Annotated in this window: 14 protein-coding genes and 1 pseudogene; 7 read left to right on the forward strand and 8 right to left on the reverse strand. The window is 67.0% G+C overall.

The genetic code is table 11. The features are described 5' to 3' along the window. Positions 1-18: 18 nt before the first annotated feature. Together OG617_RS01920 and OG617_RS01925 are read right to left on the reverse strand one after the other, a co-directional pair. Positions 19-906 (reverse strand): carbohydrate ABC transporter permease, encoded by an 888-nt coding sequence (locus tag OG617_RS01920; protein ID WP_405098155.1) that lies wholly within the window; start codon positions 904-906, stop codon positions 19-21. Between the two features lie 75 nt (positions 907-981). Continuing rightward, positions 982-2,157, reverse strand: coding sequence for an ABC transporter substrate-binding protein (locus OG617_RS01925; protein ID WP_405098157.1), 1,176 nt, complete (start codon positions 2,155-2,157; stop codon positions 982-984). Positions 2,158-2,576: 419 nt separating this feature from the next. Between OG617_RS01925 and OG617_RS01930 the strand changes: the two genes are divergently transcribed. From OG617_RS01930 to OG617_RS01955, 6 genes are all read left to right on the forward strand, one after another. Continuing rightward, positions 2,577-6,053: a beta-N-acetylglucosaminidase domain-containing protein gene (locus OG617_RS01930; protein WP_405098159.1), complete on the forward strand. Its 3,477-nt coding sequence runs from the start codon at positions 2,577-2,579 to the stop codon at positions 6,051-6,053. A 227-nt stretch (positions 6,054-6,280) separates the two neighbouring features. Continuing rightward, entirely contained in the window at positions 6,281-7,180 is a 900-nt protein-coding gene (locus OG617_RS01935) for an SDR family NAD(P)-dependent oxidoreductase (RefSeq protein ID WP_405098161.1), read from the forward strand. Between the two features lie 11 nt (positions 7,181-7,191). Beyond that, positions 7,192-8,859 (forward strand): AMP-binding protein, encoded by a 1,668-nt coding sequence (locus OG617_RS01940; protein ID WP_405098163.1) that lies wholly within the window; start codon positions 7,192-7,194, stop codon positions 8,857-8,859. Continuing rightward, positions 8,856-9,098, forward strand: a complete 243-nt coding sequence (locus OG617_RS01945; protein WP_405098165.1) for a hypothetical protein — start codon at positions 8,856-8,858, stop codon at positions 9,096-9,098. The genes OG617_RS01940 and OG617_RS01945 overlap by 4 nt, the downstream gene beginning before the upstream one ends. Then, positions 9,095-10,057, forward strand: a complete 963-nt coding sequence (locus OG617_RS01950) for an N-acetylglucosamine kinase (protein ID WP_405098167.1) — start codon at positions 9,095-9,097, stop codon at positions 10,055-10,057. Before OG617_RS01945 ends, OG617_RS01950 begins: the two co-directional genes overlap by 4 nt. Positions 10,058-10,374: 317 nt before the next feature. Then, entirely contained in the window at positions 10,375-11,133 is a 759-nt protein-coding gene (locus OG617_RS01955; RefSeq protein ID WP_405098169.1) for a GntR family transcriptional regulator, read from the forward strand. A gap of 392 nt (positions 11,134-11,525) precedes the next feature. Here the strand turns inward: OG617_RS01955 and OG617_RS01960 are convergent. Both OG617_RS01960 and OG617_RS01965 read right to left on the reverse strand, forming a co-directional pair. Beyond that, positions 11,526-12,050: pseudogene (locus OG617_RS01960) on the reverse strand (transposase family protein); the annotation flags it as partial. Positions 12,051-12,459: 409 nt separating this feature from the next. Beyond that, positions 12,460-12,738 carry a hypothetical protein gene (locus OG617_RS01965; RefSeq protein ID WP_405098171.1) on the reverse strand — a complete coding sequence of 93 codons (279 nt, stop codon included), beginning with the start codon at positions 12,736-12,738 and terminating at the stop codon, positions 12,460-12,462. Between the two features lie 46 nt (positions 12,739-12,784). Here OG617_RS01965 and OG617_RS01970 point away from each other — a divergent pair, with 46 nt between their 5' ends. Continuing rightward, complete coding sequence (locus tag OG617_RS01970; RefSeq protein WP_405098173.1) at positions 12,785-12,979, forward strand: transposase; 195 nt, start codon at positions 12,785-12,787, stop codon at positions 12,977-12,979. On the opposite strand, the gene OG617_RS01975 is transcribed toward OG617_RS01970, so the two are convergent. From OG617_RS01975 to OG617_RS01990, 4 genes are read right to left on the reverse strand one after another with little or no spacing between them, the layout of a single operon-like run. Then, positions 12,964-13,287 (reverse strand): hypothetical protein, encoded by a 324-nt coding sequence (locus tag OG617_RS01975; RefSeq protein WP_405098175.1) that lies wholly within the window; start codon positions 13,285-13,287, stop codon positions 12,964-12,966. The two genes, OG617_RS01970 and OG617_RS01975, sit on opposite strands and share 16 nt — an antisense overlap. Before the next feature lie 57 nt (positions 13,288-13,344). Continuing rightward, complete coding sequence (locus tag OG617_RS01980) at positions 13,345-13,929, reverse strand: TetR/AcrR family transcriptional regulator (protein WP_405098177.1); 585 nt, start codon at positions 13,927-13,929, stop codon at positions 13,345-13,347. 52 nt (positions 13,930-13,981) lie between these two features. Further along, positions 13,982-14,647 carry a hypothetical protein gene (locus OG617_RS01985; protein ID WP_405098179.1) on the reverse strand — a complete coding sequence of 222 codons (666 nt, stop codon included), beginning with the start codon at positions 14,645-14,647 and terminating at the stop codon, positions 13,982-13,984. Positions 14,648-14,701: 54 nt separating this feature from the next. Beyond that, complete coding sequence (locus tag OG617_RS01990; protein ID WP_405104071.1) at positions 14,702-17,098, reverse strand: PEP/pyruvate-binding domain-containing protein; 2,397 nt, start codon at positions 17,096-17,098, stop codon at positions 14,702-14,704. Positions 17,099-17,439: the final 341 nt, after the last annotated feature.

Genomic DNA, 17,439 nt, shown 5'->3' on the forward strand with positions numbered 1-17,439 from the left:
GCTGGGCATATCTTCCCCCTAGAGCTCGTAGGTCGTTGTGCGGCGGTGGAGCAGGAAGTAGTAGGCGCCGGCGCCCAGCAGGATCACGCAGAACGTCAGGGTGGCCACGGCTGCGCCAAGCGTGGAGTCGCCCGGCGTGCTGCCTTCACCGAAGAACGTCCGGTAGAAGAGCGTGCCGAAGATGTCGGTCGAGAAGTCCGGCCCCGCGATGGCCCCCTGGACCGAGTAGATGAGGTCGAAGGCGTTGAAGTTGGCTATGTAGGTGATCACGGTGATCAGCCCGAACATGGGGAGCACCAGCGGGAACTTGATGCGCCAGAACGTCTGCCAGGCCGAGGCGCCGTCGATGCGCGCTGCCTCCAGCACGTCGTTCGGGATCGCGATCAGCACGGCGTAGAGGAAGGTCATCGGGATCCCGACGTACTGCCACACCGACATCAGCGACACGGTGGGCAGCGCAGTGCTGGGCAACCCGAGGAGCGGCTTATCCACCAGGCCCCACAGCGGGCTCAGGATGAGCTCCCAGATAAACCCGACGATCACCACGGACAGGGTGGTGGGGATGAAGATGAGCGTGCGGTACAGACCCCGGGTGCGGCGAACCGCTCCTGACGTCAGCAGCGCGGCCAGCAGCAGCCCGATCGGGTTCTGCACCAGGATATGGATGCCGAAAAAGATGAAGTTATTGAGCAGTGCGTTCCAGAAGCGAGGGGCAAAGTACTCATCGGTGAGCACATGCGCGTAGTTGTCCCAGCCGACGTACCGCAGCTCACCACCCTCGCTGGTGAAGAAGCTCAGCCGGATGGAGTCCAGCAGCGGGTAGACGGCGAATACCGTGTAAACGACAAGAGCCGGCACGACGAACATCGCCAGGTGGGACAAGCGGGGACGGTTCACTCCACGCACGTGCATCTCCTCGGTAACCGGGGGGGGTGGCCACCCGAGGTCAGGTGCGCCACCACCCCGTGGGATATCAGACTGCTACCGCTGCGGCTGGTACCAGCTCGCGAGTCCCCGCTGCATCTCCTGGGCGACCTTCTCGGGAGTCAGCTTGCCGTTCCACATCTGCACGGTCAGGGCGCCGACCTGGTTGTCGGTGTTCGGCTTGCCGGCGCTGAGTTTCTCGTCCGGCAGGCGCACTGTCGACTTGCACTCGTCGCGGAAGGACACGAACTCCTTGGCCAGCGGTTCGTCAATCGTGACCTCCTCCTTGGTGAGCGGAAAGAAGCCGGGCAGCTTGTTGGCATAGATGCCGGCGAACTTCCCACCGGTCACCCACTCGAGGAACGTGCGAGCCGCCTCCTGCTTCTTGCTGGCGGCGTTGATGCCCATCGCGATGTCGGTGTGGTCAGTGATGTAGCAGTCGTCACCCTGCTTCGGGACCGGCGGCGGGAAGACGCCGATCTTGAACTTGGCGTCCTTGAACGAGGTGATCTCCCAGGATCCGCCGGGGAAGATCGCCGCGCGTCCGAGCGTGAACAACTGCTGCGTGTCCGTGTAGGTGATGCCCTGATAGCCCTTGGGGAAGAACGGCTGCCAGTCCGCCAGCGCCTGCCAGGCCGCGACGAATTGCGGGTCGGTGAACTTCTTCTCGCCGGAGACGAGGGCACGACGCCCGTCCTCCCCGTGCCAGTAGCCGGGGCCGACGTTGGTGAACGCGGTCTGCGAGGCGATCCATTCGTCCGCCGTCCCCCACGCCAGCGGGGCGTACTTGCCGTCATCCTTGATGGCCTGCAGCACCTGCACGAACTCGGCCTGCGTGGTCGGTTCCTTGAGACCGAGCTTGGCGAAGATGTCTGCGTTGTAGTAGAAGCCGTGGATCACCGAGGCCATCGGCACGCAGAAGGGCGTCCCGTCATCGGCGGCCCAGGCGCTGCGGGCCAGCTCGGGAAAGCTGTTGATGCCCTTGAGGTCGCCGAGCGGCACGAGGTGCCCCTGCTGGTTGAGGGCGTCGGAGAGATCGAACGGCCGGCACGTGATGATGTCGGCTGCCGTACCGCCGTCCAGCTTGGAGTCGAGGGCGGCGTTGTACTCGGTGTTGGTCGTCGGCTCGAACGTGACCTTGATGTCGGGATGCTCGGCGTTGAAGGCCGGGATGATCTGGTTCTTCCACAGCGGAAGGTCCTCCGTGCGCCAGCTCGCGATGCTCAGAGACACACTGCCTCCGGCGTTCCCGTCGCCCCCCTGCGTGGCGCCGCGCGGGTCCTCACTCTGCCCGCAGGCCGCCAAGGCCAACCCCACCGCAACGAGGGCCGCCCCTCGTCGTCCGAATCCATGCCGCATCTGACTACCTCTCTCACTGGTCCACGGAGACGTACCTCCCGGTGCCGTGCTTGGGGACGGCCGCGGCACTTGCCGAGCCATGGATACGCCTGATGAAAGGACTAGACCACCTCAGTGGGCTTGATGTCAACGACCCCACTCCACGTGCTCACTTGATGACTCAACACGGCCTGTTGACACCGAGCGGGGCGCAGTGGTCTAGTCCATGTCTAGTCCGATCATTCGGCATACCCATCGCTCAGGCAAGACGCCGTCAGCTCGGTCCCCTGAACACGGAAGCGAGAACGGAAGTCATGAACAACCGTTTCGTCACTGGTACCCGTGCGCTCGTCGCACACCTGACTGTCGGGGCCTTGGTGGCCACGATGGCCATCACGATCTCGGGCCCTGTTGCCGCGGCCCCGCCGCCCCCGGGCACCGCGGCGCCGCCCGCGAGCGGCGCCGGATCGCCGTTCAAGACGGTGCCACCGGTGTGGCCGACTCCTCAGCACCTTGACGTGCGCAACGGCACCGTGACCATCCCCAGCTCGGTTGGGCTGGTAGTCGGCAAGGACACAGACCCCAACGCCACCAAGGCGGTGAAACAGGTGCTGCGGGCGGCGGGCGTGGACCGTCTCGTCACCGCGCACGCGGATGACCCGTCACCGAGGACGCCGCTGACGGTCTACCTGGGCGGACCGAGCGAGAATGCCGCCACGGCCGGGATCTTGAACCAACTCGACGTGGACGGACCCGCGGGACTGTCCGAGGGCGGTTACGTTCTGGCCGCCGGGCAGGCCGGCCGCCGCAACGTCATCGCTTTGTCAGGCGTCGACACCATCGGCACTTTCTACGCGGCACAGACCCTGCGCCAGCTGGTCGTCACCTTCGACAGGACCTCCAAAGTGAACGCGCTCGCGATCCGCGACTGGCCGGAAACCCCACTCCGCGGAGTCCTCGAGGGTTTCTACGGCACGCCGTGGTCGCACCGGGACCGGATCAGCCAGATCGAGTTCCTCGGCCGCACCAAGCAGAACAGTTACGCCTACTCCCCGAAGGACGATCCGTACCTGCGCGCACAGTGGCGGGACTCTTATCCCGCGGACCAGCTGGCAAACATGAAGGCGCTGGCGAATGCCTCGACCGCTAATCATGTCCAGTTCAAGTACACGCTGTCACCTGGCTTGTCGATCTGTTACAGCTCGGACAGCGACCTGCAGGTGCTGGTGGACAAGTTCCAGACGGTGTGGGATATCGGAGTGCGCTCGTTTGCGATACAGCTGGACGACATCAACTACACGACGTGGAACTGTCCGCAGGACGAGGAGCGGTTCGGCACTGGCCTCGTGGCGGCTGCCTCAGCGCAGACGTACCTGCTCAACCGGGTCCACCAGAAGTTCATCGCCACCCACCCGGGCGTGCAACCGAATCTGACGACCGCTGCGACCGAGTACACGGGCACCAGCGACACGCCCTACTTGAAGGAGTTCCGCACCAAGCTCGAAGACCCGGACACCCTCGTGTACTGGACCGGTTCTTCAGTCATCCCCGAGACCATCACCACCGCAGAGGCCAAGCTGGCCCAGGAGGTCTTCGGCCAGGGACTTCTGCTCGGGGACAACTATCCCGTGAACGACGTCTCCATGGTCAACAACCTGCACTTCGGGCCCTACGTCGGTCGCGAGCCGGGCATCGTGCAATATCTTGCGGGCCTGGTTGTCAATCCGATGAACCAGGCGGAGGCATCGAAGGTTGCCGTCTTCACGTCCGGGGACTTCGCGTGGAACCCGGACGCGTACAACCCTGAGGCATCGTGGCTCGCCGCGGTCAAGGACCTCGGCGGGGATCAGTGGCCGGCCCTGAAGGTGTTGGCCGAGAACAACTACTCCTCCTGGATCGATGCGACAGAGTCGCCGGTGTTGCGGCCACTGATCGATAGTTTTCTGACCGCCTACAGTTCCGACAGCGGGCTGGAGACCGCAGCGGCGAAGCTCAACGACTACTTCCGCAAGATGGCGACCGCACCCGCCACGCTACGAGCGGGCCTGGACAACCCTGCCCTGCTCGTCGAGGTCAAACCGTGGCTCGACAAGCTCGAACTTCAGGGCCGAGCCGGCCAGCAAGCGATCGCGCTGCTACTCGCCCAAAGAACAGATGACAGAGCCAACGCCTGGACCAGCAGGCAAGCACTGAATGCCAGCCTCGACCGGATCAACGCCATCCCGCAAACGGCCTATCGAGATGTGGTTGGCCCGTTCCTGAGCAGCTTGGATGACTATTCTGACCGCTGGCTTGGGCTCACCCGGCCTCACAGCGAAGCCTTGGCGTCGGCGCCGCCTTACACCGGTTGTTGTGACTACGCGCTGGACAACATGATCGACGGCGACGCGTCTACCGCGTACTCCAGCAACCGCAATGTCGAGAAGGGAGACTATGTCGGGGTCGACCTCGGCTCGGTGCGGGCCATTACCAAGATCGATCTGCTGATGGGCAATCCGGCGGCTCCTGGTGACTACATCCGCCAGGGTGTGCTCGAGTACTCCCCCGACGGGTTCGGTTGGACACCCATCGGGAGCTACACCGGCCGGCCGGATATCGCCGTGACACTGCCCGAGGGAACCAAAGCGCGCTATGTCCGGATGCGGGCGACGGCGGCCCTGGGTGGATGGTTCGCTGTCCGCGAGTTCTCAGTGACCGCGGCGCAAGGGACCATGCTGACCGTCAGCGGCGCCCCGACCGCGGCGAGCACCTCGACACACGCGGCTGCGGTCGATGGCGACGCAGACAGTGCGTACGTCGGCGCAAACCGGCCGAAGCCTGGCGACGTGCTACAGCTGGCGATCTCGCCGACCCGCCCGCTCGACCAGCTGGTGATCCTGCAGTCGGGTGAGTCCCCTGCTACGGCGGACGTGCAGGTGCACACCGGGTCGGTGTGGAAGTCGATCGGGGAGCTCGCCCCCGGTTACACCCAACTCGCTGCCGGTGGCGTGACGGCCGACGCGGTGCGGCTCGTCTGGAAGCAGGAATCACCGGCACCGGTCATCAACGAAATCGTGCCGTGGTTCACCGATGTGCCTGCAGTCAGTCTGACCATCGACCCGCCGAACGCCGACGTGGTGGCGGACGGCCAGCCCACCGCAGCCAAGGCCACCGTGGTGTCACACCGGGCCGCCAACGTCACGGGCACCCTGACCGTCGACCCGCCCGCCGGCCTCTCCGTGGAACCAGCCAAGAGCAGCGTCACCGCCTACCGTGGCGGATACGTCGCCGTCGAGGTCGCGGTGAAGGTGGCGGTCGGCACCACCACCGGTTCCTACGCTGTGCCAGTCACCTTCACCAGCAGCACCGGACAGACGACCAAGACCACCTTGACCGTCAACGTGACGACGGCCGCCGACCGCCAAGCCTTCGCGTCGGCGCCGCCTTACACCGGTTGTTGTGACTACGCGGTGGACAACATGATCGACGGCGACGCGTCTACCGCGTACTCCAGCAACCGCAATGTCGAGAAGGGAGACTATGTCGGGGTCGACCTCGGCTCGGTGCGGGCCATTACCAAGATCGATCTGCTGATGGGCAATCCTGTGTCGCCTGGTGACTACATTCACGAGGGGGTGCTCGAGTACTCCGCGGACAACACAAACTGGACGGTGATCGGCAGCTACACGAATCAGCCGGATGTCTCGGTGACGCTGCCCGCGGACAGCAAAGCGCGCTATGTCCGGATGCGGGCGACGGCGACTTCGCCCGGATGGTTCGCTGTCCGTGAGTTCTCGGTGACCGCGCAATGACCCATCCGCACCACTGATTCGGAGCCGGCCTGGGATGTCCCGAGTTCCAGGGAACTCGGGACATCCCAGGCCGATGATCAGCAGGCCGCGTTCGACAACCCGTACCAGCGCTCAGTGGGGCGCCCTACCCGGCCGACAGACCCGCCGGCTTTGTGGAAGTGAGACCAGGGCGGCCCGTGCTTGCCGCCGTCCTGGTCTCACTTCATCGCTACCAACCGGAGGACCGCATGACAACCCACGTCACGCCCGCACAGCCGCTCGATCTGGCCGGCCAGACCTGCATCATCACCGGCGCCGCACAGGGCATCGGCGAGGCCGAAGCACGCCTACTCGCCGGCCGTGGCGCTGCTGTGCTCTGCGTCGACCGCGTCGACCCCAACCCCGTCGTCGACGCGATCCGAGATCGCGGCGGCACCGCCCACGCCTGGCACGGCGACATCACCCAACCCGGCGCCGCCGATGACATCGTCGCCGCCGCGCACCGATTCGCCGCGCCGGTTACCACCCTGGTCAACAACGCCGGAATGGTCAGGGACCGGATGATCTACAACCTCGACGACGCCGAGTGGGACTCGGTGCTCGCTGTCAACCTCACGGCACCGTTTCGGCTGTGTCGGGCGATCGCCCGGCACTGGCGCAACCAGCCCGCAGCCTCGGACCGGCGAATCATCAACACCAGCAGCGAATCCGGGCTCTACGGCAACGCCGGACAGAGCAACTACGCCGCCGCGAAGGCCGGCCTGGTAGGCCTCACCTTGACCCTGGCTGCGGAACTGGATCGCCTTGGCGTGTGCGTGAACGCCATTGCGCCCAGAGCCCGCACGCCGATGAGCGAGGCTGCGTTCGGCGCCTTCGACGATGACGATCCGCTCTCTGCGCGGCACGTCGCCTCGCTCGTCGCCTGGCTGGCGTCTCCGGCTGCCGACGACGTCACGGGCCAGGTGTTCGTCGTGGCCGGTGTCAGCGTGCGGCACCTGGGCGGCTGGTCGACCCGATGCAACACCACTCAGCCCGACCAGTGGTCATCCATCACCGCGGCGGCCTTCCACGCTTCCCTCTTCGAGGGTGCCGACGCCCGAAACGTACCCGGCCCGATCAGCGAACTGTTCACCACCCCAGCCCTGTAGGAGGGAGCGGCATGACTGACACCGCGACCGGAGTCGCCGCTGAGATCAGCGCCCTGGTCCAGACCTACTCAGCACCTGCCCGTCTCGGTCATCTACTCTGCGACGCCTACGCCGGCCGTGGCCGCGAAGCGTTGCTCTACGAGGACGCAGGGCGGCAGGAAACTCTGTCGTTCGACGAACTGCAGTACCGGTCGCGAAACCTCGCCGCAGCGCTCGCTGACCGCGGGATCGGTCGCGGTGACCGGGTGGCCGTCCTGTTGCCCCGCTCACCGCAGCTAGTCACCGCGCTGATCGCGATCTGGCGGCTCGGTGCGGTACACGTACCGCTGTTCACTGCGTTTGGACCGGATGCGGTCAACTACCGCTGCGAGCACTCCGGGGCCACAGCCGTTATCACCGATACTGGCAACCGCTCCAAGCTCGACCCCAGCGACGGCCGCACCGTAGCCGTCTTCTGTGTCGGATCGGGCGAGCCAGGCGACCTGGACTTCCTGCAGGCCACCGAACGCCCTGGTCAGATCGACGAGCCTGTGATGACCGCCGAGGACTCATTCATCCTGCTGTACACCTCCGGCACCACCGGCAAACCGAAAGGCGTCCAGGTACCCGTCCGGGCGTTGGCCTCCTTCCACGCCTACATGACCTACGCCGTTGACCTCCGCGAGGATGACGTGTTCTGGAACGTGAGCGACCCCGGGTGGGCCTACGGCCTGTGGTACGGCGTGGTCGGCCCTTTACTGCTAGGCCACACCACGACGCTGCGGGGCGGACCGTTCGACCCTGCCGACGCGTTGCAGGCCGTCGAACGACTGGGGATCACGAATCTCGCAGGCTCGCCCACGTTCTACCGCGCCGTACGCGAACACGGCGTCGACCCGGGCTTCCGCGAGCGCACAGGCTTGAGAGCCGCCTCGAGCGCAGGCGAGCCCTTGAGCCCCGACCTCTTGGACTGGTCAGCTGAGCACCTCGGCACGCCTATCCACGACCACTACGGCCAGAGTGAAGTCGGCATGGCCATCGGCTGGGCCCGCCACCCACAATTGGCCGAGTCCCCCCGGACCGGCCTGATGGGTCGCGCTCTGCCCGGTTTCCGCACCACCATCCTCGACCCGACCGGGGCCGAAGTACCACCCGGGACAGTCGGCGACCTGGCAATCGATACCGCCGCTTCGCCGCTGTACTGGTTCACCGGCTACTACCAGGCCCCGGACAAGACCGCCGAACGCCTCCCCCATGGGTCGCGGTACTACGTCACCGGCGACACCGCTCATACCCAGCCCGACGGAGTGTTCGCGTCGGCCGTCCGCGCCGACGACGTCATCAACAGTTCCGGATACCGGATCGGCCCCGACGACATCGAAGCCGTCTTACGCGCCCATCCGGAGGTGGCGCAGGCCGCGGTCTTCGGCATCCCTGACCCGCGGCGCGGTGAGCTCGTTGCCGCCGCGCTCGTCCTCACCGATGGAGCCGTAGCCAGCGACACGCTCGTCACTGAACTGCAAGACCACGTTCGCGCCCGACTCGGCAGGCACCTCTACCCCAGGCGATTCATCTTCCTCGACGACCTTCCCCGCACCGCATCAGGCAAGATCCAGCGGCGACTCCTCCGTGAACTGTGGCAAGACCAGCAGCCGCCCCACCGGCCGGCGGCAGACACCGCGGTACGGCCATCACCATGAACCCCGAATCCCCCGCCCAACGGACGAGGAGGAGTCGCCCCGCTCGGCGTCCCCTGTCCGCGCCCGCGCCCTCGCGAACGACGTACTACGTCGACGGCATCGTGATCGAGTACGTCACCTCCGCCTACCGCGGAGACCGCTACCGGTTCGTCACGCAGATCGGGCCCAACGGCTCGCCAGCCACGCTGACCGAGCCACTGCTGGGCTCCCCCACCCAGCACATGGACGGCCCGTTTTGACCGCGGACCGCAGTACGCCGCAGCGGCTGCTCGGCATCGACGGCGGCAAGACCAAGACCCTCGTAGAGCTTTCCGTCAAAGGGCGGACGGCTGCCCGCATCCGCGGGCCCGGTCTGGAGATGATCACCGCACCGGGGGGCCCGGAAGCGGTTCACCTGGCCTTGGCTGCGTCCCTGGCCCCCCTCGGCAACCTCGGGCAGCTCGACACCGTGTGCATCGGCATGAATGCCGTACACGCTCCCTCACCAGAAGCCGAGCACGTCGCCCGGATCCTGCGCGGCCTGGTCGTCGCCGACCGCATCGTCGTCACCAGCGACATGGTGACGACCTACTGCGGCGCCCTAGGGCTCGTCCCAGGCGCGGTCGTGGCGGCGGGCACCGGAACCATTGCCATGGGCCTGTCTTCCGCCGGCGAGGTGTCGCGCGTAGACGGCTGGGGGTACCTGCTCGGGGACGACGGCAGCGGTTACGCGATCGGCTCCCACGGCCTGCGCAGCGCCCTGCGCGCCGTCGACGGCAGAGGCGGCTCACAGGTGCTCGCGTCCTACGCCGCGAAGCGGTTCGGGAACCCCACCCAAATGAGCCGGAAAATACACGGGGCACAGGTGCCCGCGAGAGTCATCGCTGACTTCTCGCGCGCCGTCGCCGCGGCGGCCATCGAGGGAGACTCCGACGCGATCGCCATCTGGGCCGCCGCAGGCCGGGACCTGGCCCGCACGGTGGTGTCTGCCGCCGCCGTCCTGCAGGGGCCCACGCCCACGGCGATGTCGTGGGCCGGTGGCCTGTTCAGCGTCGGTGCGCTGCTACAGGAGCCGTTCCAGGAGGAGATCCACCGACTAGCCCCCGGCGCCGCGCCGCGGCCGCCGGCTGCCGACGCGGTGGGGGGAGCCCTTCTGCTGGCCGGCCAGCCCCGCCCGGCCCTTACATCAGTGACACTCTGGGACCAAGGGGCGTCGTGAGCTGGAGCCCGTTCAGTGTGGCCGCGAGCTGGGGCAGGACGAGTTCCACGGCTCGCCGGCCAGGTCGTCATCGAACTTCCAGGGTTGGCCGGGGACCTCAAGCACGGCGCGGATCTTAGCTTCGGATCCCACGTGACCCAGGATGCCCCGACTTTCCTTACGAGCGCACCAAATAGGATGTGAGTGGGTGTACCCGCGTCACGTCGACTGTGGTCGGTTGTAGGCCAGGATAGTATCGATACCGAGGTGCTTGGTCCGCCTGAAGCCAATCAACCTGGGCGTTCCAGTGCAGCTGCAGATGAGGAGGAGAGCACGCCATGGCCAGCAAGGCCAAACGCAGCGGAGCGCTGCCGCCAAAACTCAACGGTGGGCCAAAGGGGGTTCAACTACAGGAAATCCTCGAGGCCCACATTGCCTCTCTCGAACCGGGAGCTCCGTTACCGAGCGAGCGGGACCTGGTCAAGTTGTACGGCGTTGCCCGAATGACCGTGCGCGTCGAGATCGAACGCCTTGCACGGCGTCGGCTGGTGTATCGCCAGCAAGGCCGTGGGACCTTTGTCGCTGAGCGACCGTTCACACATACCGAGCACCTCTCCTCGTTTACCGAGTTGATCCAGGCCCGGGGATTCAAGGCGGGTGCGAGACTGCTCGATCTTGACACGATCCAGGCGGTGGGGTCGCTCGCTGTCCGGATGGAGGTGCCGGCCGGCACCGACGTGCTCCGGGTGCGGCGGGTACGGACCGCGGATAAGGTGCCGCTGGCGGTGGAGGAGAGCCACCTGATCGCCGACAGGTTCCCTGGTCTAGCGGCGGAGGATCTGCAGACCAGGAGTCTCTACGGGATCCTGGCGGACCGCTATGGGGTGCAGGTCGCTGAGGGTATGCAACGACTCCAAGCAGTGATACTTGATCCGACTGAGGCGGCGTTACTCGAGACAGAGCCAGGAGAGCCGGCGTTACGGGGTGAACGAATAGCTCGCGACGCCGAGGGTGTGGTGGTGGAGTTTGTCGGGGGTCTCTACCGAGGCGACCGCTACGAAGTAGTGCTGCAGTCCCATGGGCTGTCTCCGCTCTGACAGGCGTCGCTGGTCACGGCAGACGGCCTGGCTGCCGCGTGCTTCCGGACAGTTGCCCAATTTCTGGATTTTCGCAGATTTGGGTGACGGATCGGCGGTGGGTGTGACACGCCGGGGCGGCCTGGGATGCAGGGTGTTGGGGGTGAGATGACGGAAGCATCGGCGGTGCTTACACCACTGTCGTTGCCGAAAGTGATCCGGCGATGCTTCCAGGAGTCAGCCTACCGATCTCGCTGCGCCGGTTGCTGGACGCCTTCGCGGGGTGTTTCACGACGCCGACGTTCGAGGTGTTCCGCGCCTTGACCGTGGGTTTGATCGCGCAGACCGGGCAGCGCACGGTCTGCGGGATGCTCACTGAGCCTTTGCGCGTAACGAGTTGTGGCGGTGTGTGATCACGTTGTCCGGGCGTGGTCGACGTGGAGGAGGACCAGAGCGGCTGCGGTGATCTTTCCGATGCTCCAGGGGCAGAGGCTGGCGTTGCGTAGGGCTTTGAAGGTGGTCTTGAGTAGGGAATTCCGGCGTTCGCCGATCGAGCGGACACCGTTGTGGGCCCTGTTGAACTGCTGCTGGACGGCGGTGCAGTTGCCGTTGCGGGGTTTCTTGAACGCGACCGTGATCGTGGTCGCCTCGCCTTCGTAGCCGAGGTCGCCGAGCACGCGCAGGTCGTCGTCGGTCCAGGCGGTCAGCAGGGGAAGGATGCCGTGCTCACGCAGGGCGGTGGTGTCGTGTTCCCGGCCGGGACGCACCGGGGAGGTCCACAGCGGCCACCCGTCCGGGGCGGTGATGACCTGGATGTTCCCGCCGTGGTTGTCGTGTTTTCCCGACCACCACAGATCGACCCCCGGTGTCGGCCCCGGGGTACGACACCGGTCGGTCTCGATCAGGGTCCCGTCGATGTTCACATGAACGTAGCCAGCTTGTAGCGTGCCATAACTCGTCGCACATGCTGTGACTTCGGAGTTTTTTTCGGCTCGGGCTGATGATCGTCGGTATGGTCGTACGGTTGCTGTACCTGGGAATGATCCGCCTGTTCAGCGGTATGGGATTACTGATCCGCAGTGACAGAGTGCTACTGGTCGAGGTCCTCGCGCTACGGCAGGAGATAGCAGTGCTGCGCCGCCACGTTCAGGGCCGGCCGAGGCTGTCCTGGCCGGACGGGCGATCCTGTCCGCCCTCGCCCGCCTGCTGCCCCGCCGAATACGGGCACACCGAATCGTGACCCCGACGACGTTGCTGAACTGCCAACGGCGGCTGGTACAACGTCGCTGGACCAACCCGAACAAGGCAGGCCGCCCACCCGTCAACGACGAGATCCGGAACCTGGTGCTACGGCTGGCCCGCGAGAACCCACGCTGGGGACACCGCAGAATCCAAGACGAACTGCAGCGGCTGGGCCAACACATCGGGGGCCGGCACGATCGACGAATCCTGACCCGCCGACATATCGGCCCACCGTCCCGCCACCAGGACACCAACTGGCGTACCTTCCTGCGCAACCAGGCCACCGGCCTGCTGGCCATCAACCTCTTCCACCTCGACACCGTCATGTCGCAACGCCTGTACGCGCTGGTGGTCATGGAGGTGACCACCGCCGAACTGTTCCATCGAACGCCGGGGCCGCAACCTCCGCGACGAATCCACCGACCATCTGTTGATCTACAACGAGCGGCACACGCTGACCGTGATCAACGAGTACGTGGACCAATTCAACAACCACCGGCCGCACCAAGGACGGCACCAGCGGCCACCCAACCACGACCCAGCCGTCATCACCCCACTGAACAAGCCCGTACGACACCGCCGACGACTCGGCGGGGTGATCAACGAGCGTCACCGGACAGCCTGACGCGATCTTCGAAATCCCAGTCCAGGCCCTCGAACGAGTTTTGGCACGGTACACGGGTCGACGAGCATCGGGGCGACCGTGACCTCATGCTGGCGGGCACCGATCAGCAGCTTGTCGAACTGCGCACCGATCGCCCGCAGGTCCGCCGGCTCGAACGACGCCATGAACATCGGCCGTACCCGCAGCATCACCTTGGTCGTCGGGGCCAGCCAGTCTGCGGATGAGGAGGGAAGGGCCTCCGCGTTCTGTATCAGGGACACAAGGTTGGCTGCCCGCTGATTGCCGGCCTCCACGAGCAGCTCCGACACCGTCGACAGCTCACGGTCGAGCTATGGCACCGCCCGAGCCGCGCTGCACCGTGCCGGTCAGCGGGCGTGCGTTTCCGAGTCGAAGAGCAGGTCGAGGTGGGCGTCCAACGCGCTCAGGGCCCGTTCGGGGGTGTAGTGCCCGCCCAGCAGGTAGACGCCCAGCCCCTCCATGAGCGCCAGCAGGCCGGCCGCGGCGTCGTCGGCCTTCGGGGAGGGGAGGATGCTGGCGATGAAGGCGCTCAGCTGCGCGGTGTCCTCGCGGAGGGTGGAGACGGCTGCTGGTCGTACCGCGGTGTAGGCGAGGAACGCCAGCCCCACTCGCCCATCGTCGCGCGTCTGCTCGTCGAGCGGCAGCAGCGCGGCGATCATCGTACGCAGCAGCAGCCGTGGGGACGGGTCGTCGCCGAGTCGTGCCACCGCCTCGGTGACCCGGATCTGGCTCCGTTCGCGGACCACGGCCAGCGCGAACGACATCATCTCGTCCTTGGTGCGGAAGTAGTGCTGCACCATCCCCGCCGAGACGCCGGCCTCGGCCGCCACGTGGCGGAGACTGACGGCCTCCAGGCCCTGATCCGCAGCGACCCGCATCAACGCGTCGGCGATGAGCGTGCGTCGCTCCAGGCGATCGACCTTCTTGGGCATGGGATCGATGCTTCCACAGGTTGATGTTCTGATACGTGCCAGCGGTCGACCGCTACTCCGCGATAGCTCCGGTTCTGGACCTGACCTGCGCGCTGTGGAGCAAGCCGTTGGGGTCGTCGGCGTAGATGCGCAGCTCATCGACCGGCTCGGTCCGCCCCTTCGGGAGCATGAAGGCCGTCCGCCGGCGCAGCCGGACATCGACGCTCGTCTGCTTGGCGACCAGGATGTGCAGCACCCGGCGGTCGTCCTCCTCCTCGACCTGCACCGACTTCCCGGACGGCATCGAGCGGTAGCGCTTGCTCACCGCCTCGACGTTCTCCCAGGGCACGGTGATGTCGATGCCCGCGCTCAGCCGTACGCGGATACCCGTGTCCCCGACGACGTGGGGGTGGATCTTCATGCTCGCGAAGAAGCCGATCATCCACAGCAGGCCCCAGACGCCGAGCCCGAGCACGATCCAGCGGGCCGGCCGCCACGGTACGACGTTGCTGACGACGAGGTCGAAAATCGGGATTTCGACGATCGACAGGCCGATGAAGACGCCGAGGATCGGCTTGACCACGCCGATGTAGCCGAACGGCTCGTCATCCGGGGCGAGGGGCAGGGGCCGGCGCCGCACCCACAGGTACATGCTGCGCCACATCGCACCCTCGGTCGCGGCTGCCCGGCGCAGCAGCGGGCCGGCCATCCTGGTGGCGGGGGCTTTCGTCTCGCTCATCATCGTCCTCACGCGGTGGCTGGTCAGGGCTGGGTTCGCGGCAGGGCTTCCCGGTCAGGTGAAAGTGACGGTTCCGGTTGCGCCGTCCACGGTGACGACCTGCCCGGTGGAGATCTTCCGGGTGGCGTCGGGAACGCAGATGACGGCGGGGATGCCGTATTCGCGGGCCACGGTGGGGCCGTGGGCCATGACCGCGCCGGTCTCGGTCACCAGCGCGCCGGCGGTGAGGAACAGTGGGGTCCAGCCGGGGTCCGTGGTCGCGGCGACCAGGATGTCGCCGGGTTCGATGTGGGCGGTGGCCGGGTCGTGGACGACCCGGGCGGGGCCGGTCACCCGACCCGCTGCCGCACCCACGCCCGTCAGGGTGCCGTCCGCAGCGGGCACCGCCAGCAGAACGGTCTCGATGTCGGTTCCGTCGGACAGCAGTGCCACCGGTACGGTCCTGCGACGCAGCTCCCTGCGGTGCACCGCCTTGCGGGCGGCGACCAGGTCCCGGTGGTCGAGGTTCCGGTGTACGGCGGCGTGCACCTCCTCGACGGTCAGGAACATGATGTCGTCCGGCTGGTCCAGCAGCCCTGCGCCGGTCAGGTCGACGCCGATGAGCAGCAGTTGCCGTCGCATCTCCCGCAGCCGGTACAGGCCGGCGAACTTGCCGGCCTCCCGCAGGCCGGCCAACGACCGCGCCCTGCGCAGCAGGAACCCGGCGATCCGGCCGCGTACCGGCCTGCGGCTGCCGGCCCGCGCGACAAGCTGGTGGAGTGCGGCTTCGGCCGCTGAGGCGGCAGCTGCGAAGCGCCTGTCGGGCGCCTGCTCGGGGTCGGCGACCCGCAGGTAGTTGGCGACCGCGGCGAAGACCGGTGTCGGATCCTCGTCCCAGCGGGGCACCCCGAGGTCGACCTCGGCAACGCCGCGATGACCGTAGGCGTCCAGGAACGCCGCCAGCCCGATGTCCGGGAGGGTCCCACGGAGGTGCCGCGCGGCCAGTTCGGTCGGCGGGGTGTCGAGCAGCAGCTGGCGGTGTTCACCGGCGCCCTGGGCGAGCCGCCACAGTGCCAGGTCCATCTCGATGGTGACGTTGTGCGGCATTCCGCCCAGTACAGTGTTGATCTCGTCCGAGCCGGCGACACCCTTCAACAGCTGGGCCGGCAGGGCGGCCGCGAGCATGCCGGTCACGATGGGCCAGATGATCTCGTCGGCGTTTCCCGCTGGATCCTGGGCCCGCACGAAGCGCAGCCGCTCCGCGGCGGACCGTAGCCCGTCCGGTGCGGCCGACCTCAGCCTCAGCTGCTCGATGGCGTCGAACATCCGGATCCGCGCCGCGTCGGGGCGGGCCAGTGTGCGGACGATCCCCGCCACCGCGCGCGTCGCCGTCCGTAGCGACGAGCCCCGGGCCGCGACCCCGCGCCCGCTCCTGCCGCCCACCGGGGCGAACCGCGGATCAGCCAGGACGTGCCGCATCACCGCCTGGGCCCGTGGACCGAAGTCGACCGCCATGAGTTTGACCAGGCGTTTACGGGTGGACCTGCTACGCGCCAGATCGGTCAGGTCGCCGTAGAGGCGCCCTCCGATGTCGACGATGTCGACCCTGATGCCGAACGACGCGAGCATCGCCGCCACCTGGGACGTCAGCGTGGACATGCCCATCGGGGTGACCGGCCGCAGCATCCCCTGCACGTGGCCGAACTCCAGGTAGACGCGGGGGCCGGGTTTCCCGGTGTCCGGCGGGAGGGGGAACAGCGTGGTGATCGGCCGTGACTGCAGCAACCACAGTGCGCCGTCCCGGTCGATTGCCCATTCCACGTCCTGTGGGCAGCCGAAGTGACGCTGGAGCCGCTCACCCACGCCGCCCAACTCCGCCAGTCGCGCCGGCGTGAGACATCCTTCGTCGTCCTGGTCGGACCCGTCGAGGACGTAGTGGTCGACGACAGCGGCGCCGTCCACCACGGCCGTGCCGAGGCCCGGTACGGCGTCGACCATCATCTCCGTGCGGCAGCCGGTCAGCGGATTCGCGGTGAACAACACCCCCGCCACTTCAGGGGTGACCATCCGTTGCACGACGACGGCCATCCACACCGCCTGGTGGTCGATGTCGCGGGCGTCGCGGTAGGCGACCGCGCGGGCGCTGTGCAGCGATTCCCAGCACTTCCCGATCGCGGCGATCAGTTCGGCGGCGCCGGTGACGTTGAGGAGGGTGTCCTGCTGTCCGGCGAAACTCGCGTCCGGCAGGTCCTCGGCGGTGGCGCTGGAACGCACCGCCACCGGGCCGGCGCCGAGCCGCTCGTACGCCTCGACGATCTCCGCCCGCGGGACGACGCCGCTTCGGTGGGCCTCGGTGGTGACGCAGAAGCCGGGCGGCACCCGTTCGCCCTGCCGGATCAGCTCACCCAGCCCGGCCGCCTTGCCACCCACCAGGTCGACCATGTCTGGGTTCGTCTCGGACAAGCCGATCACCTGCACGGCGCCCCCTCTTTGCAATACATCTGAATTGCATCCCACCATACCCGGCATGGCAATGCAACTGCAATGCCATACGGACCTTCGACACGAGTCGCTTCGAGGGGAAACCCGACCCTGGTCGCGGTGGCGCGGAGCAGGCCTGGTCGGGCAGGCGCACATCGACCGCCCAGTCAACGGCACCCCGCCCGGAGACCACCCGCCACGCCAGCCAGGGGTCGCGCAAGATAGCCATATGACCGTTTCAGGCAATTCGGAGGAGTTGTAGAGATCGATGCGGTTGGGTGTTGGTAGGGATAGACCTGTTCCGGTTGCGCTTCGAGGCGCGATGGGCGGTG

It is taken from the genome of Micromonospora sp. NBC_01412, from assembly GCF_045040215.1.
GTDB classification, from domain to species: domain Bacteria; phylum Actinomycetota; class Actinomycetes; order Mycobacteriales; family Micromonosporaceae; genus Micromonospora; species Micromonospora rubida.

Excerpts from the sequence above, each read along its gene's own strand:
- OG617_RS01965 (WP_405098171.1), bottom strand. The coding sequence starts at position 12,738 with ATGGAACAGTTCGGCGGTGGTCACCTCCATGACCACCAGCGCGTACAG.
- OG617_RS01930 (WP_405098159.1), top strand. The coding sequence starts at position 2,577 with ATGAACAACCGTTTCGTCACTGGTACCCGTGCGCTCGTCGCACACCTG.
- OG617_RS01940 (WP_405098163.1), top strand. The coding sequence starts at position 7,192 with ATGACTGACACCGCGACCGGAGTCGCCGCTGAGATCAGCGCCCTGGTC.
- OG617_RS01935 (WP_405098161.1), top strand. The coding sequence starts at position 6,281 with ATGACAACCCACGTCACGCCCGCACAGCCGCTCGATCTGGCCGGCCAG.
- OG617_RS01945 (WP_405098165.1), top strand. The coding sequence starts at position 8,856 with ATGAACCCCGAATCCCCCGCCCAACGGACGAGGAGGAGTCGCCCCGCT.
- OG617_RS01985 (WP_405098179.1), bottom strand. The coding sequence starts at position 14,647 with ATGAGCGAGACGAAAGCCCCCGCCACCAGGATGGCCGGCCCGCTGCTG.
- OG617_RS01955 (WP_405098169.1), top strand. The coding sequence starts at position 10,375 with ATGGCCAGCAAGGCCAAACGCAGCGGAGCGCTGCCGCCAAAACTCAAC.
- OG617_RS01980 (WP_405098177.1), bottom strand. The coding sequence starts at position 13,929 with ATGCCCAAGAAGGTCGATCGCCTGGAGCGACGCACGCTCATCGCCGAC.